Annotated in this window: 24 protein-coding genes; 18 read left to right on the top strand and 6 right to left on the bottom strand. The window is 43.2% G+C overall.

The window, feature by feature from the left end:
• The first annotated feature begins 15 nt into the window (after nt 1–15).
• The 7 genes from yunB (at nt 16) to NLX67_RS00300 (ending at nt 7,117) form a co-directional block, all read left to right on the top strand.
• The gene (yunB, locus tag NLX67_RS00330; RefSeq protein WP_254309925.1) at nt 16–744 is read left to right on the top strand and encodes a sporulation protein YunB; all 729 of its coding nucleotides are present in this window, start codon (nt 16–18) and stop codon (nt 742–744) included.
• 118 nt (nt 745–862) lie between these two features.
• Nucleotides 863–2,440, top strand: a complete 1,578-nt coding sequence (locus NLX67_RS00325) for a Na+/H+ antiporter NhaC family protein (protein ID WP_254309924.1) — start codon at nt 863–865, stop codon at nt 2,438–2,440.
• 170 nt (nt 2,441–2,610) lie between these two features.
• Nucleotides 2,611–4,101 (top strand): sodium-dependent transporter, encoded by a 1,491-nt coding sequence (locus NLX67_RS00320; protein ID WP_254309923.1) that lies wholly within the window; start codon nt 2,611–2,613, stop codon nt 4,099–4,101.
• Nucleotides 4,102–4,215 carry a methionine/alanine import family NSS transporter small subunit gene (locus tag NLX67_RS00315; protein WP_083255969.1) on the top strand — a complete coding sequence of 38 codons (114 nt, stop codon included), beginning with the start codon at nt 4,102–4,104 and terminating at the stop codon, nt 4,213–4,215.
• A gap of 237 nt (nt 4,216–4,452) precedes the next feature.
• A complete protein-coding gene (locus tag NLX67_RS00310; protein ID WP_254309922.1) occupies nt 4,453–5,280 on the top strand; it encodes a carbonic anhydrase in 828 nt (275 codons plus the stop codon).
• Nucleotides 5,281–5,900: 620 nt separating this feature from the next.
• Nucleotides 5,901–6,815 carry a lipoyl synthase gene (gene lipA, locus NLX67_RS00305; RefSeq protein ID WP_254309921.1) on the top strand — a complete coding sequence of 305 codons (915 nt, stop codon included), beginning with the start codon at nt 5,901–5,903 and terminating at the stop codon, nt 6,813–6,815.
• Nucleotides 6,812–7,117, top strand: coding sequence for a YutD family protein (locus tag NLX67_RS00300; RefSeq protein ID WP_254309920.1), 306 nt, complete (start codon nt 6,812–6,814; stop codon nt 7,115–7,117). Before lipA ends, NLX67_RS00300 begins: the two co-directional genes overlap by 4 nt.
• Nucleotides 7,118–7,156: 39 nt before the next feature.
• Here NLX67_RS00300 and NLX67_RS00295 read toward each other — a convergent pair whose 3' ends face one another.
• Nucleotides 7,157–7,423, bottom strand: coding sequence for a DUF3055 domain-containing protein (locus tag NLX67_RS00295; RefSeq protein WP_046178453.1), 267 nt, complete (start codon nt 7,421–7,423; stop codon nt 7,157–7,159).
• 73 nt (nt 7,424–7,496) lie between these two features.
• Here NLX67_RS00295 and NLX67_RS00290 point away from each other — a divergent pair, with 73 nt between their 5' ends.
• The 3 genes from NLX67_RS00290 to NLX67_RS00280 all read left to right on the top strand — a co-directional run bounded on the left by NLX67_RS00290 (nt 7,497) and on the right by NLX67_RS00280 (nt 10,313).
• The gene (locus tag NLX67_RS00290; protein ID WP_046178454.1) at nt 7,497–7,946 is read left to right on the top strand and encodes a DUF86 domain-containing protein; all 450 of its coding nucleotides are present in this window, start codon (nt 7,497–7,499) and stop codon (nt 7,944–7,946) included.
• 3 nt (nt 7,947–7,949) lie between these two features.
• Nucleotides 7,950–8,717 (top strand): TIGR01457 family HAD-type hydrolase, encoded by a 768-nt coding sequence (locus NLX67_RS00285; protein WP_046178455.1) that lies wholly within the window; start codon nt 7,950–7,952, stop codon nt 8,715–8,717.
• Between the two features lie 90 nt (nt 8,718–8,807).
• Nucleotides 8,808–10,313 (top strand): FAD-dependent oxidoreductase, encoded by a 1,506-nt coding sequence (locus tag NLX67_RS00280; RefSeq protein ID WP_254309919.1) that lies wholly within the window; start codon nt 8,808–8,810, stop codon nt 10,311–10,313.
• 38 nt (nt 10,314–10,351) lie between these two features.
• On the opposite strand, the gene NLX67_RS00275 is transcribed toward NLX67_RS00280, so the two are convergent.
• Nucleotides 10,352–10,858: a phosphatidylglycerophosphatase A family protein gene (locus NLX67_RS00275; RefSeq protein WP_046178911.1), complete on the bottom strand. Its 507-nt coding sequence runs from the start codon at nt 10,856–10,858 to the stop codon at nt 10,352–10,354.
• A 123-nt stretch (nt 10,859–10,981) separates the two neighbouring features.
• Between NLX67_RS00275 and NLX67_RS00270 the strand changes: the two genes are divergently transcribed.
• Complete coding sequence (locus tag NLX67_RS00270) at nt 10,982–11,962, top strand: 2-hydroxyacid dehydrogenase (RefSeq protein WP_046178456.1); 981 nt, start codon at nt 10,982–10,984, stop codon at nt 11,960–11,962.
• Between the two features lie 131 nt (nt 11,963–12,093).
• On the opposite strand, the gene NLX67_RS00265 is transcribed toward NLX67_RS00270, so the two are convergent.
• Nucleotides 12,094–12,336: a NifU family protein gene (locus tag NLX67_RS00265; protein ID WP_045851782.1), complete on the bottom strand. Its 243-nt coding sequence runs from the start codon at nt 12,334–12,336 to the stop codon at nt 12,094–12,096.
• 209 nt (nt 12,337–12,545) lie between these two features.
• Between NLX67_RS00265 and NLX67_RS00260 the strand changes: the two genes are divergently transcribed.
• Nucleotides 12,546–13,943: an NAD-dependent succinate-semialdehyde dehydrogenase gene (locus tag NLX67_RS00260; RefSeq protein WP_254310468.1), complete on the top strand. Its 1,398-nt coding sequence runs from the start codon at nt 12,546–12,548 to the stop codon at nt 13,941–13,943.
• 57 nt (nt 13,944–14,000) lie between these two features.
• Nucleotides 14,001–14,117 (top strand): Tudor-knot domain-containing protein, encoded by a 117-nt coding sequence (locus NLX67_RS23140; protein WP_353913640.1) that lies wholly within the window; start codon nt 14,001–14,003, stop codon nt 14,115–14,117.
• 202 nt (nt 14,118–14,319) lie between these two features.
• Here NLX67_RS23140 and NLX67_RS00255 read toward each other — a convergent pair whose 3' ends face one another.
• Nucleotides 14,320–14,538, bottom strand: a complete 219-nt coding sequence (locus NLX67_RS00255) for a hypothetical protein (RefSeq protein ID WP_254309918.1) — start codon at nt 14,536–14,538, stop codon at nt 14,320–14,322.
• 346 nt (nt 14,539–14,884) lie between these two features.
• Between NLX67_RS00255 and NLX67_RS00250 the strand changes: the two genes are divergently transcribed.
• Nucleotides 14,885–16,018, top strand: a complete 1,134-nt coding sequence (locus NLX67_RS00250; protein ID WP_254309917.1) for an ATP-binding protein — start codon at nt 14,885–14,887, stop codon at nt 16,016–16,018.
• A 180-nt stretch (nt 16,019–16,198) separates the two neighbouring features.
• On the opposite strand, the gene NLX67_RS00245 is transcribed toward NLX67_RS00250, so the two are convergent.
• Nucleotides 16,199–17,266: an NAD(P)/FAD-dependent oxidoreductase gene (locus NLX67_RS00245; RefSeq protein ID WP_046178461.1), complete on the bottom strand. Its 1,068-nt coding sequence runs from the start codon at nt 17,264–17,266 to the stop codon at nt 16,199–16,201.
• Nucleotides 17,267–17,429: 163 nt separating this feature from the next.
• Between NLX67_RS00245 and NLX67_RS00240 the strand changes: the two genes are divergently transcribed.
• Complete coding sequence (locus NLX67_RS00240; protein WP_046178462.1) at nt 17,430–17,666, top strand: YuzB family protein; 237 nt, start codon at nt 17,430–17,432, stop codon at nt 17,664–17,666.
• A 41-nt stretch (nt 17,667–17,707) separates the two neighbouring features.
• Here the strand turns inward: NLX67_RS00240 and NLX67_RS00235 are convergent, their stop codons facing one another.
• Entirely contained in the window at nt 17,708–18,406 is a 699-nt protein-coding gene (locus tag NLX67_RS00235; protein WP_046178463.1) for a DUF2225 domain-containing protein, read from the bottom strand.
• A 163-nt stretch (nt 18,407–18,569) separates the two neighbouring features.
• Here NLX67_RS00235 and NLX67_RS00230 point away from each other — a divergent pair, with 163 nt between their 5' ends.
• From NLX67_RS00230 to NLX67_RS00220, 3 genes are all read left to right on the top strand, one after another.
• Nucleotides 18,570–18,938 carry a HesB/IscA family protein gene (locus tag NLX67_RS00230; RefSeq protein ID WP_082091437.1) on the top strand — a complete coding sequence of 123 codons (369 nt, stop codon included), beginning with the start codon at nt 18,570–18,572 and terminating at the stop codon, nt 18,936–18,938.
• Between the two features lie 429 nt (nt 18,939–19,367).
• Nucleotides 19,368–19,763, top strand: coding sequence for a hypothetical protein (locus NLX67_RS00225; RefSeq protein ID WP_254309916.1), 396 nt, complete (start codon nt 19,368–19,370; stop codon nt 19,761–19,763).
• A gap of 325 nt (nt 19,764–20,088) precedes the next feature.
• On the top strand, nt 20,089–20,274 hold the full coding sequence (locus NLX67_RS00220; protein ID WP_046178465.1) for a hypothetical protein: 186 nt from the start codon (nt 20,089–20,091) through the stop codon (nt 20,272–20,274).
• The last annotated feature ends 44 nt before the right edge of the window (nt 20,275–20,318 follow it).

Here is a 20,318-nt window from a genome sequence, read left to right as displayed (position 1 = left end):
AAAGGGGGTTTTTTTGTGAGGCGGAAAAAATGGCACAGCAAGTCGCAATTGTCTATGCGCCATCGTCTTATGATGGCTTTCCTTCTATTTATTATCGGCCTTGTATTTATTTTCTGGCTCATTAACCGGAATCTTCAGCCAGTTCTTTTAAATTATGCAGATGCACAGACAGAAAAAATTGCGTCGATGGTGCTCCAAGAAGCAATCAGTAAAGAAATTACAGAAAATCTTGATATAAAAGATATTATGATTACAGATGAAAGAGAAGGTGGCTCAACCAACTTCAACACACAAGTGATCAATAAAGTGCTCGCTGAAGTAACTATTCTTGCGGAGGAAAATTTAGATCGAGCAGAGGCAGGGGATTTGAAAGAGCTAGAGAAAATGACAGGCGTTGATATTGATGCGAAACGGACGGCGCAAGGAGATGGAATTGCCTACACGATTCCACTTGGACAGATCACAAACAACGCGCTGCTTGGCAACATCGGACCGCGAATACCAATTCGATTTCATGCAATCGGGGACGTGACATCTAATGTGAAAACGAAAGTGGAAGCGTTCGGCATCAATTCAGCTTATGTTGAAGTATACATCGAACTTGAAGTCAATGTGCAAGTCATTGTGCCGTTTGCATCTGATATGAAGGTGGTCAAGCAAACCTTGCCAGTAGCGATGGGGCTCGTACATGGCAGTGTGCCAAACTATTACAACCCGGATTCCATTGGAGTGCCGGCAAAATAAAAAGTGAGTAGAAAATGTTCGTGTTTTTTGGTAAGATGGTAGCCATAATATAGCACAATAGCAATGAAGAAAGTCCGTTATTACTTTTTTAGTGCAATTATTTGGAGGAGAGACAATTTTGGAAAATACGATTTTTTCACTGTTACCACCGGTTTTGGCCATTGTAATGGTGATTTTAACACGTCGTGTGCTTTTATCCCTTGGCGTGGGTATAGTGACAGCTGCATTGCTGCTGGCGGATTTTAGTATCGGCGGGACCCTTTCAATCATTTGGGGTGCGCTGTCCGCTAACGTATACACGATGACAGATGGTGCATTTGAATGGAACATGTGGAATTTATACATTATTTTCTTTTTGCTTATTTTGGGTATCATTACGGCGTTTATTACCATTTCAGGCGGCAGCCGTGCGTTTGGCGAATGGGCCGTTATACGTGTGAAGTCACGCACAGGCGCGCAAATTATGGCTGCCTTGCTTGGCATTCTTATTTTTATTGATGACTACTTCAATGCGCTCGCTGTAGGGCAGGTTTCACGTCCGATTACCGACCGGCATCGCATTTCACGGGCGAAACTAGCATATATTATTGACTCAACGTCTGCACCAGTCTGTGTAGTTGCGCCGGTATCAAGCTGGGGCGCTTACATTATCGGGCTGATCGGCACGATTTTGGCCGCCCATCAAGTCACGGATGTGACCGCTTTTTCAGCTTTCATTCAAATGATCCCAATGAATTATTACGTCTGGTCTGCATTGGGAATGGTATTTGTAGTAGCGTTGTTGAACCGTGATTTTGGTGCGATGAAAAAGCATGAAGAGCATGCGGTTCAAACAGGAGAAGTCGTGTTTGCCGATCGCGAAATTCCCGGCGAACTTAAAGAAGACCTACCGGTTAGTGATCGCGGAACAGTCGGCGGGCTTGTATGGCCTATTGTAGCGCTCATTATTGGAACAGTCGCAGCCATGGTGTACACAGGTTATCAGGCAGCGGGTGCGGGTGCTGGTATTATGGCAATCTTTGAAAACACAGATGTTGCTAAGTCATTGTTCTGGGGCGGGCTGATTGGCTTCGTTGTGTCGATTATCGTATTTGCGCGCCAGGCGTCTATTTTTCCTGAAGGTGCGGGTTCTGTGTTTGGAAAAGGTGTGCTCGAAGGCTTGAAATCAATGCTTCCGGCTGTGTACATTTTGTTTTTAGCGTGGACGATCGTCGCCCTAATTGGCGAGCTTGGCACGGGTACATATTTAGCCGGCCTCGTTGAACAATCGAATATGAATATTGGCTTCTTACCGGCTATCCTGTTTATCGTTGCCGGCATCATGGCATTTTCAACAGGCACAAGCTGGGGTTCATTCGGTATTTTGCTTCCGATTGCCGGTGAAATTGCCGCGGCAACCGATATTGCGCTGCTCCTTCCCGCTCTTGCTTCTGTTCTTGCCGGTGCTGTGTTTGGAGATCATTGCTCGCCGATTTCCGACACAACGATTCTTTCGTCAACGGGTGCTGGCAGCAATCATATGGACCACGTAATGACTCAAATTCCATATGCGCTCGTTTCTGCGATTTGTGCGACAGCAGGTTACCTTGTTCTCGGTTTCACTGACAGCACATGGGCAGGTCTGATCGTAACGATTATTCTTTTAGGTGCAGTGGCACTTTTATTAAAACGTCAAAAAACAAGCCTGTCTGGTTAAACAGACAGGCTTGTTCTGTTTTATACAGCTCTGTATATATTATTCTCAAAAAATAATAAAAAAGATATTTACGAATATTTCAAAGAAGATTATAATAAAGAGGGTCTTCAGAAATTATCTGAAAATACAAAAAATTGGCCCATTCGTGCATTTTAAGGAGGTCCATATATATGGAACAAAATCGTCCACAGTGGGGATCCCGCGCTGGCTTCATTATGGCAGCAGTCGGATCAGCAGTAGGACTTGGAAACATTTGGCGTTTCCCGGCAGTTGCGTATGAAAATGGCGGGGGTGCCTTTTTCTTGCCTTACCTGTTTGCTTTATTGACAGCAGGAATCCCGCTTCTCATCATGGAATTCACGATGGGACATAAGTATCGCGGTTCAGCACCGCTGACAATGGCGCGGATGAACAAAAAAGCAGAGTGGCTTGGCTGGTGGCAGCTGGCGATTTCATTTGTCATTGCTACGTATTATGCTGTCATCGTGGCATGGGCAACATCTTATGCATTTTTCTCATTCAAGCTGACATGGGGAGATAAGCCGCAGGACTTCTTGCTGGGAGATTACCTGCAAGTCGTTGAAGCAGGACAATTTGGCGGTTTTGCAAATGGTGTACTTTTACCGCTTTTAGTTGTCTGGATTGTGACACTTGGCATTATGTTTTCTGGTGTTAAAAAAGGAATTGAAGCAGCAAACAAAGTGATGCTTCCTCTTCTTGTCGTTTTGTTTTTTATTGTCGTTGTACGAGCAGTAACACTTCCAGGAGCTATTGAAGGTCTCGATGCTTTCTTCCAGCCGGACTGGTCAAAAATTACGGATGGTAAAGTATGGATTGCGGCATATGGCCAAATTTTCTTTAGCTTATCCGTTGGTTTTGCCATTATGATCACTTATTCCAGTTATTTACCGAAAAAAGCAGATATCACAAATAATGCGTTCATTACAGCATTCTCAAATTCATCATTTGAACTATTAGCCGGGTTTGGTGTTTTCGCCGCACTTGGTTTTATGGCGCAGCAGCAGGGTGTTCCGGTAAACGAAGTGGTATCCAGCGGTGTTATTCTAGCTTTTGCTGTGTTCCCGCAAATTATTAATGAATTCCCGGTTGCTAATGGATTTTTCGGTTTCTTGTTTTTCATTTCGTTAACACTTGCAGGACTTACATCACTCATTTCAATTACTGAAACGTTCGTTGCAGGGCTGCAAGAAAAATTCAATATTTCCCGCACGAAATCTGTTGTGTTTGGCGGAGGCTTGTCAGCTATTCTTTCACTCGTATTTGCAACAAAAGGCGGCTTGAATTTCCTTGATGTGACAGATAATTTCATCAACCAATTTGGCATTGTATTTGCTGGGCTTGTCGAGGTTATTCTTGTCGCATGGGTGTTTAAAGAATTAGATTCATTGAAGCAGCATGCCGATTCTGTTTCTGATATTAAACTGGGTGCATGGTGGAAAATTTGCTTGAGCGTTGTCACACCTATCGTTCTGTTCTTCATGATGTTTGACAACATCCGTCAAAACATTGCGGCACCGTATGGAGGCTATCCGGTATCATTTGTATTGACATATGGATGGCTTGTCGCTGCGCTTGCGTTAATAGTCGGGGTTTTACTCATGTTCATTAAGCCGTGGAGCGGCAATAAGGGGGAACTATAAATGAGCACTAGTGCTGTTGTTATGATGGTCGTTGGCGTTCTTATTATCTGGGGCGGTATGGGTGCAAGCATTGCCTTCGCCGTTAAAAAAGCAAAAGAAGCAAAGCGTGCATAAATAATGCAAGCCGGGTTTGCCAATAGGCAGCCCGGCTTTTCTTTATAAAACAGCAACTAGTCTTAAATAACCCAGAAGTAAATCATGCATTTGTTCAATCTACGGCTAAAAATATAGTATTTTTTAACTGTATTTCTAAAAGTAACTATTTTTTGCAGGGTGATGCTTGAATCTTTTAAATTTTTTGATATTGTTTCTTGTGGGCAAAAAATTTAAAAGAAAGGAGAATCGTTTATTATGAGAACAAATTATGCTTACCCACTTTTAGCTCTTTCCCTCATTTTTATACTAGGAGCTTGCTCAGATCAGGAGAAAGAAACACAAACAGAAGATGACCAGCCTGCTAAAACTCAAGAAAATCAAGCAATAAAACCATCTGACGCTCATTGGTCCTACAAAGAGGGGGAAACAGGTCCTGAACAATGGGGAGAACTGGATTCTTCTTACTCTGCTTGTATGAATGGAAGTGAACAATCACCGGTCAATATCGAATTTAGTCAAGTGAAAACAAGTGAAAAATCAGGAAACATTGAAATTAACTATACGCCGGCCGCTTTTTCACTCGTTAATAACGGCCATACCGTACAAGCCAACGCTGCAGGCTCAGGTAACCTTATGATCTTTGACGGAAAAGAGTATAACCTGGCTCAATTTCATTTCCATACACCAAGCGAGCATCAATTTAATGGCCACCATTTAGATATGGAACTTCATCTTGTACACCAAGACGCAAATGGCGAGCTTGCCGTTCTTGGGGTGATGATTCAAGAAGGAAAAGAAAACGAAAACCTGGCATCTGTTTGGGATAGGTTACCGAAGGAGGAAACAGAGAAAGAGGTTTCTGTAGAAGAATTGGACTTACAGCCGCTACTCCCTAAAGACCAAGCCTCTTTTTACTACAATGGCTCGTTAACAACACCTCCTTGTACGGAAGAAGTAAAATGGATTGTCTTTGACCAGCCGATTGAAATGTCGAAAGAACAAATTCAAGAATTTCGACAAATTTTCCCGGATAACCACCGTCCAGTCCAGTCTTTAAATGAACGGGAAATCATTAAGGATTAAAACATTTAATGTAATCATACAGACACTAAGCCATTAAGAGGTCAGCACCACAAGGATTTAATTACATAAGAAGGCGGACTGGGATGAGTATGCCATTCTAAACGAAATCGTGATACATATAAACATATAATCAAAATATTGATTATCGTTTTAAACCGTTAGAACAAATTGAAAATAGAAGGGCCAGACTTCTTGATTAGGGAACAGTTAATTTAACCAAGTAACAGAATCGATATTTCCTTAGATAAGAATACAAGTGAGTTCAAGAAGAGCTGACAAATTTGGGCGGTATTAATACAGCCCTTGGAAAAGCGTCAAACCATGATTTATTAGGTTTTGGCGCTTTTTTATTTTGCTTTGAAATACAAAAATTCAGAAGAGGTTGACGCGAATAGAAAAAAGAATAAAGGAATATGGTTGAGAACTGATAAAACAAGAAATACTTGTTGGGTTATATGTGGGTTTAATCCCTCGAATACCCATATTAGATAAATGAAAAAAGAAGCAGTAAAAATGTTGGCTGATAAACATTTTTATTGCTAAATAAAATTCTATTTTTGCCGCCAAATGATAGTTATGATAAAGTAGCGGTATATCGTAAGCTGATTGGAGATGGAAAAATGAGCACGAAAGAAGAATATTTGCGTAAACCGGAATGGTTGAAAATAAAGCTGAACACGAACGAGAATTACACAGGTTTAAAGAAAATGATGCGCGAGAAGAAGCTACATACGGTATGTGAAGAAGCGAAGTGCCCGAATATTCATGAATGCTGGGCGGTCCGCCGTACGGCGACGTTTATGATTCTTGGCAGTGTCTGCACACGTGCGTGTCGTTTTTGCGCGGTGAAAACGGGTCTTCCGACAGAGCTTGACCTGCAGGAGCCGGAACGCGTAGCGGATTCGGTTGTACAAATGAATTTGAAGCACGTTGTCGTCACAGCGGTCGCGCGTGACGATTTAAAAGATGGCGGCGCATATGTATTTGCTGAAACGGTCCGGGCGATTCGCCGGAAAAATCCATTTACATCGATTGAAGTACTTCCATCTGATATGGGCGGCATTGAAGAAAATCTGCAGATGCTGATGGATGCGAAGCCGGACATTTTAAACCATAACATTGAAACGGTTCGCAGCTTGACGCCACGCGTCCGGGCTCGGGCAAAGTATGACCGTTCGCTTGAATTTTTACGCCGGGCGAAAGAAATGCAGCCGAACATTCCGACGAAATCAAGCTTGATGGTCGGCCTTGGCGAAACGAAAGAAGAAATTATCGAAGTGATGGACGATCTTCGTGCAAATAATGTAGACATTATGACGATCGGCCAATACTTACAGCCGTCGAAAAAACATTTAAAAGTGCAGAAGTATTACCATCCGGATGAATTTGCAGAGCTTCGCGAAATCGCCATGTCGAAAGGATTCAGCCACTGTGAAGCAGGACCGATGGTTCGTTCTTCGTACCATGCTGACGAACAGGTCAATGCAGCGGCAAAAGCGAAACATGAACAGGGCGAGGCGCAGACAGCCAAATGATTACCATTCAAAATGACAGCTATGAAATTGTCGAAGAGCGGATGGAAGGCTTCAATGACGAAGCTTTCCGCGCCCGCTATAGCGACATTTTGTCCAAATATGATTACATTGTCGGTGACTGGGGATATGGACAGCTTCGGTTAAAAGGCTTTTTCGACGATATGAATAAAAAATCATCATATGACAACAAGTTTTCCACTGTACGTGATTACTTGCTTGAATACTGCAACTTCGGGTGCGGCTATTTTATTTTAAAAAAGCTGCCCATCACCTCAGCACCATCAAAAAAACCGGCTGAATGAGCCGGCTTTTTCTTTTACGGACACGCGTCCGAAGTCAGGTTACATCACTTCAGATAAAAACTCTTTTAGCTCAGCCGCTTCGTCTTCGCTCATATTAAACGCATATTCGATGTAGCCAGGTTCATCGAGGTCATCGCGTCCAATAATGGCGTACGTTTTGCCCTGCAGGTTAATGACAATCGATTTGCCATAATACCGATCCGTCTGCATAAGCGCCAAGTCGTACCGCGCATGCTCACCGGCGAAGCTGACAAATCGCGTTGTCGTTGTATCTTTTTCATCATAAAGAAAAAAACGTTCACTCATGTGCTGCCCTCCGCTGTCCATTTTCAACCATTGTACCACATGATACAATAGGAGCGGAAAGGATGGATGCCCTGTGTACTTTATTGACCGAAAAAAGATGGAAGCGACGCTCCGTTTTATGGAGCAGCAGCTTGCCCTGTTTGACTCGCAGCCTATTTGGGGCACTGCCATTGAAAAAGCAGCGCTCGAACGGATTGCTCAAACCGTTGTGGAATCTGTGATTGATGTCGGCAATGCGATGATTGACGGCTTTATTATGCGCGATCCCGGCAGCTATGAGGATATTATTGATATTATGGACGATGAAAACGTGATTTTGCCGGAACAGTCGGCGCCATTGAAAGATGTCATGGGTCTTCGAAAAACGCTTGTCCGTGACTACACCTCTATTTTACATGATGAACTGACGGCGGTGCTCGTCGCGAACAAAAAAGAACTGGCCGATTTTCCGAATCGTGTCCGCGTGTATTTGGAAAACGAACTCGGTCCCGTTTCTGCATTTTTACCGGAAGAAGGAGAATAATTAATGACACGTTATAAAGGCTATTTAATTGATTTAGACGGCACGATGTATGCAGGCACACAAGTTATCCCAGGTGCGCCGGAGTTTATTGACCGCTTAAACGAGGCAGGTATTCCCTATTTGTTTGTGACGAACAATTCATCCCGGACGCCAGAGCAAGTGGCAGAGAAACTTGTCAAAATGGGTATTCGGACAACACCGGAAAATGTATTCACCACATCGCGCGCAACGGCTCAATTTATTCATGACGAAAAGCCGGGCGCAACAATTTATGTGATTGGAGAAGACGGTATTTTAGAAGCACTCACCGAGCAGGGCCTCGAAGTCGTCACTCATGAAAACCCTGATTATGTCGTCACCGGAATCGATCGAGGCATTACATATGAAAAACTGGCTGGTGCCTGCCTCTCTGTCCGAAACGGCGCCCGCTTTATTTCCACAAACGGAGATATTGCCATCCCGACGGAACGTGGCTTTATGCCAGGCAACGGTTCGCTGACATCGGTTGTTTCTGTTTCAACGGAAACACAGCCTGTCTTTATCGGCAAGCCGGAACCGATTATTATGGAGCAGGCAATGGCTGTACTTGGCACGTCAAAAGAAGAAACCATCATGGTTGGCGATTATTATGATACGGACATCCGCGCCGGCATCGGCATCGGCATTGACACATTGCTTGTTCATACAGGCGTGACCCAGCCGGAATTTTTAAAGAGATACGAGGTCCAGCCGACTCATACACGGAATAATTTAAATGAGTGGGAATTGTAAGAAACAGCAGCGATGCTGTTTCTTTTTTTTTGGCTAAAAATGGGCGAACCCGGGTATACAAAGAATATGATTATTTTTAGGGAGGGCATTATGCAAATTCCAAATCAATCAATATCCTATTGGAAAGATCACGGTGCACCACGTTCATTTACACCTCTGCAGACAAATTTAAAGGTGGACGTTATTGTCGTTGGCGGTGGGATCACCGGTATTTTAACAGCATGGAAACTGTCGAAAGAAGGAAAGAAAGTTGCGCTTATTGAAGCAAGAAAATTAACAGATGGGACGACGGGTTTTACGACCGCCAAAGTAACGGCTCAGCACGGACTCATTTATGATGAGCTAATTAGTACGTTTGGAAAAGAAAAAGCCCTTCTTTATTACGAAGCAAATGAGGAAGCCATTTCGTTTTTAAAACAAACCGTAGATGAGCTGGAGGTTCAGTGCGATTTTACACCGCAGGACGCTTATGTGTATATCACAACAAATGAAATGAGACCGATGCTGGAAAAAGAGCTGGATGCCTATGAAAAGCTTGGCATTAATGGCGGCTTAGCCGGGGCAACGGCACGGATGAATTTGCCGTTTAACGTAGAAGAAGCACTTGTCATGCGGGATCAAGCGCATTTTCATCCCGTGAAGTTTTTAGAAGCGCTCGTGAAGGATATGGCGGATCGCGTCCACATTTTTGAAGAGACGCGGGCGGAAGCAATTGATGGGAAGGCAGTGAAAACAACAAACGGGCATAAGATCATCGGCGATCATATTGTCGTTGCATCACATTTTCCATTTAATGATTTTGACGGGGCCTACTTCGCCAAGCTGCATCCGGAACGGTCGTATGCAATCGGTGTGAAAAGCGAACATCAGCTTGAAGAAGGCATGTATATTAGCAAAGATAAGCCATCCAGGTCTGTCCGGTATGCAACAATGGAAAATGGCGAAAAGCTGCTTATTATCGGCGGTGAAAATCATCCAGCCGGACGCAGCGAACAGGAAACGATGCGTCATTACGAAGAACTGGCTGAGTTCGCGGACCGCCACTTCGGAGCAAAAGAAGTGCTTTATCGTTGGTCTGCGCAGGATTTAATTACGCTTGACCGCGTTCCATACATTGGGCGGGCACATGAAAATATATATGTGGCAACCGGTTACGCAAAATGGGGAATGACCAACGGAACGGTGGCAGCGAATGTGATCACTGATTTGATTATGAAGGGAGACAACCGATACGCTGAGTTATATGATCCGAAGCGGATGAAAGTAAAGCCGGCGGATGTGAAAACATTTGTCACGGAAAATGCGAAAGTCGCGAAAGAATTAATTAGCGGGAAATTGAAAAGCACAACAATAAATATTGATGCCCTGCTGCCCGGTGAAGGCGGCGTTGTAATGGTTGATGGGAAGAAAACAGGCGCTTACAAAGATGAACAGAGCCATTGCCATCTTGTTGATATAACATGTACACATATGGGCTGTGAAACGTCGTGGAATGATGCAGAGCGGTCATGGGACTGCCCGTGTCATGGTTCAAGGTTTTCTTATGACGGAGAGGTGCTTGAAGGGCCGGCGATTCAGCCGCTGGAAAAACGATAAAAAGAGGCAGCCTGTTGAAGGCAGCCTCTTTTTATCGTTTATTCGGTATTTGCCGCGCGGTGAGCAAGGCGGCTGGCTGCTGCTGCCGCAATGGCGCCAACGATATCATCTAAAAATGTGTGCACCTGGCCGGTTGATTTATCATTTAAAAACTGAAGGATGCCGGGTTTTTGTTTATCAATGTATCCGTAGCTTGTTAATCCAATCGTTCCATATACATTTATAATCGCTGTCGCAATCGTTTCATCAATTCCATAAAGCCCTTCATCCGTCTCAATAATGGATTGAAGTGGGTCATCCAGCTGCTTTTTTTCCGCAAGTATATCAAGCTGAATACCGGTCAAGACCGCATTTTGCACTTCACGTTTACGCAGAACGGCTTCCACATGTTCCATTGCTTCCACAAGTTTTAACTCAGGATGATATGGTTTTTGCAAATACACAACAAGTTCTGCGATATCTTCTAACTTGACGCCGCGCTCAGCGATCCAGCGGCGGGCTGTTTTTTCGGACATGCTCATGACGCGCTTTTCTTCAATAGTCATCCTCAACACACCTTTTTTTATCATTATATGTATTTCTCTTGTTCTCATACCCGTTTTCATTGTGACATACTCAGGTCGAAAATGATACAATAAGACGGAATAATCTGAAATGGGGTGCGCTGCGTGAAGCCATTTGTATATGTGACCAGAAAAGTACCAGATGACATTGTGGCAAGACTGTCTGCGTCCTATCACGTTGAGATGTGGACAGAAGAAGATAAAGCGGTTCCGCGAGAAATATTGCTCCAAAAAGCCGCGTCGGCTGACGCGCTGTTAACAGTTATTTCAGATGCCGTGAATGACGAATTACTTTCACACGCCAGCCAATTAAAGGTAGTGGCCAACATGGCCGTTGGTTTTGACAATATTGATCTTGAATCAGCTAGTCGTCATGGCGTGGCGATCTGCAACACACCCGATGTGCTGACAGATACAACAGCGGATTTAACATTTGCGCTCCTATTGGCCACAGCGCGCCGTATGACGGAAGCATCGGAATTTGTCAAAGAGGGAAAATGGACAAGCTGGGCACCTATGATGCTTGTCGGAACGGATGTTCATCATAAAAAAATCGGTATTGTTGGGATGGGCAAAATTGGAACGGCTGTCGCCAAACGAGCAGCCGGTTTTGATATGGAAATTCTTTATCATAACCGGAAACGTCATGAAGTCGCAGAAGAAATGCTTGGGGCTCAATACCGCAGCTTTGATGAACTTCTTGAGGAAGCGGATTTTGTTGTTTGTCTGGCCCCGCTCAATGAAGGGACACGAGGCTTATTTCAGCGGGAGCACTTTCAAAAAATGAAAAAAGAAGCGATGTTTATTAATGCAAGCCGTGGACCGATCATTAACGAGCAAGCACTGATTGAAGCGCTTGAAGCCGGGGACATCGCTGCGGCTGGTCTTGATGTATTTGACAAAGAGCCAATTCCTGCTGATCATCCGTTTTTATCCATGAAAAATGTTGTTGCACTTCCGCATATCGGCAGTGCGTCCAAAGAAACACGAATGGCTATGATGCAGACATGCTGTGACAATATTGAAGCAGTGTTTGACGATCGTCCGCCGAAAACACTCATCAATAAAGACGTGCTGCAGTTTTAAAATGGAATAAAGGCTAAGAACGCGGCATCGTGCTGCAACGCTTTTGTGACCCACATCGTGTGGACCTCGATGACGCCTAGAGGTGGACATTAAAAAAAGAGCTGATCCTTGTTTCGGATCAGCTCTTATCATTAAAATACTTGCTCAACTTCAACAATGCCAGGAACTTCTTCGAGCAATGCACGCTCAATTCCTGCTTTTAATGTAATCGTTGAACTAGGGCAGCTGCCACATGCGCCGAGCAGACGAAGTTTCACAATCCCGTCTTCAATATCAACGAGTTCGCAGTCGCCGCCGTCGCGAAGTAGGAATGGACGTAATTTATCAAGCACTTCCTGTACTTCACCATATATTTCTTGTTCTTGTGTTTGCATGAATCATCGGCTCCTTTCGATTCGTTACATATATTATAATGATTTTAAATTGAAAATGCAATTTCTCCTCTCAAGAAAGGAGAAATCAATCGGTTTATTCTCAGCACCAATGCGAGAAATGAAAAAAAAAATGTTTAAAAAGCAGCGGCCAGTCAATAGAATAGTATATGCATTTAAAAAAGGAGAGGATCTTTTTGAAAGAATGGAGCATGTACATAAATGGCCAATGGGTGTCAGCAGATGAAAAAATAGAAATCGTGAATCCGGCGACTGGTGACATCTTCGCAACGGTTCCTAAAGGTGGAGCATATGAAGCGAAACAGTCAGTGGATGCAGCATACAAGGCGTTTAAAACGTGGTCAAAAAAGACAGCCGGTGAACGTTCCGAACTATTAATGAAATGGCACCGCCTCATTGAAGAAAACAAAGAAGAAATAGGACGAATTATGACCGAAGAGCAAGGGAAACCGCTGAAGGAAGCTATAGGCGAAGTCAGTTACGCCAACAGCTTTATCTCCTGGTATGCGGAAGAAGGAAAGCGCATTTATGGCGAGACAATTCCGGCATCTGATCCGAATAAGCGTTTATTTGTTTCGCGTCAGCCAGTGGGTGTCGTCGCCGCGATTACACCGTGGAATTTTCCAGCTGCGATGATTACACGCAAAGTCGGTCCGGCGCTGGCATCCGGCTGTACAGCCGTCGTAAAACCAGCTTCCGCTACACCGCTTACCGCTATGAAGCTGGTTGAACTTGCTCATGAAGCAGGAATTCCAAAAGGTGTGCTAAACGTTGTCACCGGAGATTCAAAGTCTATTGCTGGTGCCTGGATGGAAGACAGCCGCGTTCGGAAAGTAACGTTTACCGGCTCAACAGAAATCGGAAAAGTGCTCATGAAGCAGGCGGCGGACACAATGAAAAAAGTATCGCTTGAACTGGGCGGCCATGCGCCGTTTATCATCACAGCGAATGCCAATATTGAAAAAGCGGCAAAAGGCTTGATCGGCTCTAAATTCCGTAACGCCGGCCAGACATGCGTCTGTGCGAACCGTGTGTATGTTCATGAATCCATTGAAAAAGAATTTATCGAAGCGTTTAAAGCGGAAGTGAAAAAATTGCGTGTCGGAAATGGAATAGAGGAAGGTGTCAACATCGGCCCGCTTATTGATAAGGATGCAGTTGAAAAAGTCCAAAGCCAGCTTGAGGATGCGAAGCAAAAAGGCGCTGTTGTCGAAATGGGCGGCGAAACGAATGGGAATTTTGTGACGCCGGCCGTTCTCACCAATGTAACCGATGATATGGACTGCATGGTGGACGAAACATTTGGTCCACTGGCGCCGATTGCCACGTACCAAACAGTGGATGAAGTGATCGAGCGGGCTAATAACACACCATTTGGCCTTGCTGCTTATGTATTCTCAGACAATATTTCAGAAGCCATAGAAATAAGCGAAGGGCTTGAATACGGCATCATCGGCTTAAACGACGGATTGCCTTCCGTCGCCCAGGCACCATTCGGCGGTTTTAAAGAAAGCGGGCTTGGCCGTGAAGGCGGGCATCATGGAATGGATGAATTTTTAGAAGTGAAATATATTTCGCTCGGCTTATAACAGAAGCCCTCTCCTATTAAATGAGAGGGCTTTTCACATGGACACAGAGAGTGTTAAATGAATAGAAATGTGGCCGATTGGGCAACGATATTAATAACTAAATATAAAAAAACCGACCAAAAGCCGGTTTCCTTTTTCATCCATTATGATATTTATAATAAACGACGAATGTAAAAAGTTTAATTCAACTTATATAGATGAATTATTTTTTATTCCTTTCGTGAATCAGCCAATAAATAAAAATACAGACCATAACTAAAACCGTTGCTAAAGCTCCATATTGGAAAATCATTTCTGAATTTTTCATAGCTGCACCTCGAAATTATATTGCCCGAATAAGAGGTGAACTAACACAAAAAAGACCGGCCGCAGCCAGTCAACTTGCCATTCCAATTACAATCTCATAAATATCATCAGAAGTTTGGACAGCAGGGAGCGGAGGGATGCCGGTTTCATCACAAAGTAAGAGCATGCTCAACGTGTATTTTTCGAGATCTTTTTCATCTGCATACTTTTTCCACACTCGAGCGTAGACGGCCCGTGTTTCATCATCAAGTGCCTCTTTTAGCCGCATGCCTTCTTTCAATAATTTCATGTCCTCATCCCTTTCCTTCATTATAAAAGAGGAAGGGATGACATAATATTAAGATTCCGTAAAGTTAATGATTAAAAAGCTTAATTATTAAAATAGACCACATCAATAACTGTGCATTCACGTTTAAAAAAGAGTTGCGGTAAATGGGAATAATACATTATTGTAGATAAAATGACATTATTTTTAAAATTTATAAATCATACGAAAGTTTGGTGTAGTGATGGAGATGATAACAAAGGATCTGCTCATAAGTTTTTTGTTTATCCTTTTGCCCTTATTCATAATGCAAATGTTTTACTTGTTGAAATACATATATCGACTTGAAAAGCTGAAAGAGTCATGGTTTGTGATTTTTCCTCTTATCTCTATTATTCTATGTATGCTTTTTCCTTTTTCTTTGGGTGATGGCCTGACATGGGATCTTCGAAGAATCCCTTTTCTATTAGGTGTGTTATATGGGGGGCCAAAATACGGGATTGTTTTACTGTTCTGGCTTTTAATAGTTCGGTATCTGTTAGGCGGATCGGGCTTTTACGTAACCGTTTGCACGTTTGGATCTATGCTTATATTAACAACCCTTATTTCAAGCTACTACATGAGCTTGACTTTAAAATATAAGTTAATAATAAGCGTCCTGCTGGTGTCCATTTCAACATTTATTACGTACTTTGCAGCTTTACATCTTACTGAAGTTAATTTGACAATAAGCATGTGGATTCAATATTTTGTAATTAATATTGTTGGTATGTTGATCGCGACAGCTGTGTTGGAAGTGATTAGAACTAATTTTGACGTATTGCAAAAGTTAATGAAAGCAGAAAAACTAGAGATGGTAAGCAACCTTGCAGCAAGCATTTCACATGAAGTACGAAACCCATTGACCACCAGCAGAGGATTTATGCAGCTTGCACATGAAAGTGATGTTTCGTCGGAAACAAAGTACCATCTTTTGATTGCGATTGAAGAATTGGATAGAGCGACAGAAATTATTAATGATTATTTAACATTCGCAAAACCAGCCTCTGAAGAAAACGAGAAAATCATGATTTATGAAGAGGTTCTTCATGTGGTCAATGTCTTAATTCCTTTAGCAAACATGAACAATGTTGAGATTGATTTATCCCTGGTAAAAAAAGAGTCTTATTATATCATGGGGGACAGAAAAAAATTAGAGCAGGCTTTGATTAACATCGTAAAAAATGGAATAGAATCAATGCCTAAAGGGGGAAAGATGGAGATCGGTATAGACTATTACCCTCATAGGCTGCGTATCAAAATCCGTGATCAAGGAAAAGGAATGACACAAAAGCAAATTGATCGTCTAGGTGAACCGTATTTTACAACAAAGGAAAAGGGGACAGGCTTAGGTATGATGGTTTCGTTCAGTATTATTCAGGGGATGGGCGGAAAGATTACTGTTAAAAGTGAGATTGAAAAGGGGACATACTTTTCAATCGAATTTCCAATTGCCGATGTCTAAGCAGATCCATTATAATCTTCTTTGATTTCTTATAGAAGAAAAGCAAAAATAAAAATAGCGGGGAATTCCCCGCCATTTCCCCGCCCTAATTTGGGCATTTTTTTATTTGTTTTTAGGAGTCATTTTTTAAAACCCTTGATATATCGCCTTTTTATAGGTGATATTAGCTAAGATTTTGAGTCATCCATTATGATATTTGTACATCCAAAGAACACCAGATTTCAAAAAGCGGGCGACGCGGCCGGTAATGGCACGGTCTGCCACAAAACCGAATCCCTGCTTTTTGCCGAGTGAGCCGAGAACGCCTTTTAATTTCATTTCCGGCATTGTTTCTGGCAGCGGCTCATTTTTCCAGCGTTTTTGAAGGACATCGACAATTTGCTCTGCTTGTTCTTCCGCAAGCTGGGCACTTGGGGCGTGCGGGAGACTAGCGCAGTCCCCGACAACATACACGTGTTCATTGCCGGGTATGTTATGATGCGGTGTCAGAACGACCCGGTCGGAGCGGTCTTTTTCCACATTCATTTCACGAACGACGAGAGTTGGCTGGATGCCTGCTGTCCAGACAACCGCATCCATTTCATACACGTCTTCGTGGTTGTAGATCCGGTCCGGTTCTACGCGTGTAATGTTCGCATCACTGACGACTTCTACTCCATGATCGATAAACCATTTTTCAATGTACCCGCTTAAACGCTGCGGGAAGTCTTTTAAAATACGCGGGCCACGGTCAAATAATTTGATGTTGAGGTCGGGACGGCTTTCGCGGAGCTCGCTTGCCAGCTCAATACCAGAAAGGCCGGCGCCGACAATACCGATTTTTGAACCAGCTGGCATATTGTTGAGCTTCTCATAAGTGGCACGGGACTTTTGAATGGACTGAATGCTGTATGTGTGTTCCGTGGCTCCGGGAACGCCATGATACTTATCTTCACAGCCAAGACCAATGACAAGATCATCATAGCTAAGCGAACCGCTTGCTTTCAAGGCTACTTCTTTTTGGTCCAGGTTTATGGACGTTATTTCATCATAAACAATATTTAATTTCTCATGCTCAGGAAATGAAACACGGACCTCATGATCGGAAGCGGTTCCAGCCGCCAATGCATAGTATTCTGTTTTTAAACAGTGATAGGGAACCTTGTCAACCAATGTAATCGTGACGTCGTCTGGCAGATGATTCGGCAGCAATCGCAAAAGTACGCGCATGTTCCCGTAGCCGCCTCCAAGCAAAACTAAATGTCTCATATGTATGACCCCTCTGTTTCAGATTCGTATGTAAAGTTTATCTGTTTATTCATATCCGAGTATAGCGAAAATAGCCATATTATACAACACACATCAAGAAAACTTCCCGCTTTTTTCTGTGCTGAATTGGTAGTACAATAAATGGGTGAGGTGAAGAATAAAAATGAAGCCAATAATTGAATTTTGCGTCAGCAATTTAGCAAGCGGGTCACAAGAAGCATTTGAAAAGCTTGAGCGGGATTCTAACCTTGATGTAATTGAATACGGCTGTCTCAGCTACTGTACACGCTGTTCGGATTCCCCGTTTGCTCTTGTAAACGGAGAAGTTGTCGGCGGTGCGACGACAGAGGAGCTTGTTTCCAATATATATACATTTATTGATGAGACGTGGCTTTTTTAAACGTCTAAAAACCGGGTGCCACACTAGGCACCCGGTTTTTCTTATGCAGATTCTTCCTGCGTTTTCATTTGTTCACGTAGTTCATGCCATCGGTCGCGGGCCATTTCGATAATTTGTTTTTCGTTTGAATTGCGCTGGCGCTCAATGACTTTCGAAAAATACGTTACCGCTTTTTCCTTGCGTTCTAATTTCCGGTTTAACTCACCGAGCAAATACAACACTTTAATTTCAGACATTTTCGCCGTCACATCTTCTGTGGAAAACGCTTCTTCATATTCCCGGGCTGCAATTGATAAAAAACGTTTTTCCTCTTTTTTTCGGCTCATATCCCGGTAAATCCATGCCGTACGAAGTGCAAGACCGGCAAGGATTAAATGTTTTTCTTTTTTTAACACCCCTGAATAAAGAGCGAGCTTGTAGCTTTTAATGGCTTTCGAAGGGGAGCGTTCCCCGCTGAAGTCTTGCTCGACCCAATGATCAGAAACGGATGCTTTTAAGACATCTGCTGTTCCTGGCGCGAAATAAGGCGTAAAGTCTTCTGTAAACGAATACCCACAATGAAAGCAGACATGAACATTATAAAAAAGAGGATTGATTTGGCCATTTTCATAAAGCGGCTTCAAATCCGTATCCTGCCCGGTTACTTTAATGGTGCTCTTTCGGACTTTTGTCGTATTAAAGGATTGTTGGCAATGAGGGCATTTCATAGTTTTACTATAGAGTGGAGGGACGTTTGACATTGATAAAGCCTCCTTAGTTTGATTTAAAGGTCTTTTTGCTTATTTTATTATACAGGATTTAAGGGTAAAAAGAATTATTTTTACAAAAAAATCAGTGAGCGGTTCAGTTGAGGATTTTAGAATTTAGCCGTATACTAAAAGAAAATGAAAGGAGAGATTTCATTTGTCTGAACAACAAGTTGTGACTATTACGGAAGCTGCGGCTTTTCAAATAAAAGATATGATGAAACAAAACGAAGAAGAAGGTTCATTGCTGCGCGTAGCTGTCCACGGTGGGGGATGCAGCGGGTTATCATACGGAATGGGCTTTACACCGTCCGCTGAAGAAGGCGACATTCACTTAAACCAGCACGGCATTTCTATTGTCGTGGCGAAAAACGATGCAGCGATTTTAAATGGAACAATCGTTGATTACAAACAGTCGCTGATGGGCGGCGGTTTCACTATTGATAATCCGAATGCGATCGCCTCATGCGGATGCGGCTCATCTTTCAGAACGAAAACGAACGAAGGCGCACCGGAAAATTGTTAACGTTAGCCAACCGTTAAGTTAAACGGCGGGGCGGTTAATCACCGCAGGTAATAGGTGTGCACGGCGTATTTTATTCGACTAAACACAACCGCAAATATGGCGGTTTAGGCTTATTTATAACGATCTTCTTTAACGGTTTATTCGTAATCCGTTGAGGGGGGTCGTTTTTTTGTGGCATTAAATTAAGAAGCGTTTGCGCACGGTTCGGAATGATATTTGAATGAGCTGTCCAGTGGTTACATGTTTTATTTGTTAACAATTGTGGTGGAAAAATAAACTGCATATAAAAAAGCCACGGAGGAAAACCGTTGCGTATGTTTAAAAAAAAGCTGATTTATATAATATTCGTTATGTGAGTTGATCGCTCAATCGTGTTATAGGCTCTAGGAATAAATTATAGAATATCCAAAATAGTAGGAGGTATTGGCGTTGCCAGAAGCTGAAACTATGATTAGACGAATCGTTTATAGCCTTCCTGAAACAAAATACTTGAGAGTTTGGGGTCTAAGGATTCCGTGGGGAGTGAATTGGGTTGATCATAGGGTGGGAATTTATGCGGGTTTTGATTATCCGAGTGTAACGCCTGAAAATCAAGCATTAATTTACGAGTGCGCGTCTCTCGCTGGATTGGCCGCTGCAGCTCCTTTAGCTAAAGCTGTGGCAGCTTGTCAAAGTGGGGTTGAATGTCCGGATGCTATAGCGGATGGTTTACCGGCAGCTGATTCAATATTACGGGAAACATTCTTTAAATATATTGAGAGTTCAGGATTGCCGGATGACGTAAAAAAAAGAGTAGATATCGGTATTTATATAAGGGACGAATGAAGGAGGAGCTGATTAAAATCGCTTCTTTTTGTGCATAAAAACTGTCAGTGAGAAATGAGACAGGGCTGCCATTGACTAAACAATATATGTACAACTAGATCAACTTTACTCATTGGAGGTGTTAAAACGATGAAAAAACGCAAGAAGAAACGCAGCAAACTAGTACGCAGAAGTGAAAAGCCGGGTGAATGAAAAAAACAGACGCAAACAGTCGTAGCCTCAGCACCGGGCGAATATCTTGTAATGACCGGCATGTCCAGCTCAGACGCAGCAGCGGAAGGGGCATGTTCAGCCGGAATCCGAAAGTGCGAAGGAGGGCCGGGGCATGAAACAACGGTGGAAAAGCTACGGACTGTGGATCGCAGTGGCCGCGCTTGTTGGTATGGTGCTGCAGGATTTTGGGGTAATGATCCCACCGGAAAGGTACGATGCTTACGTAGACATCTTGCTAACGATCGCAGTGCTGGGAGGCATCATCAACAACCCTGGCGGAAATGAACAACATAACTAGAGGAACACTAACGACTTTGACTCGCCATACACAAATAGCCATTG

This window comes from Domibacillus sp. A3M-37, assembly GCF_024213455.1.
Classification (GTDB): domain Bacteria; phylum Bacillota; class Bacilli; order Bacillales; family Domibacillaceae; genus Domibacillus; species Domibacillus tundrae.
The sequence above is the reverse complement of the archived record's forward strand: the minus strand, read 5'-3'. Positions and strand labels throughout refer to the sequence as shown.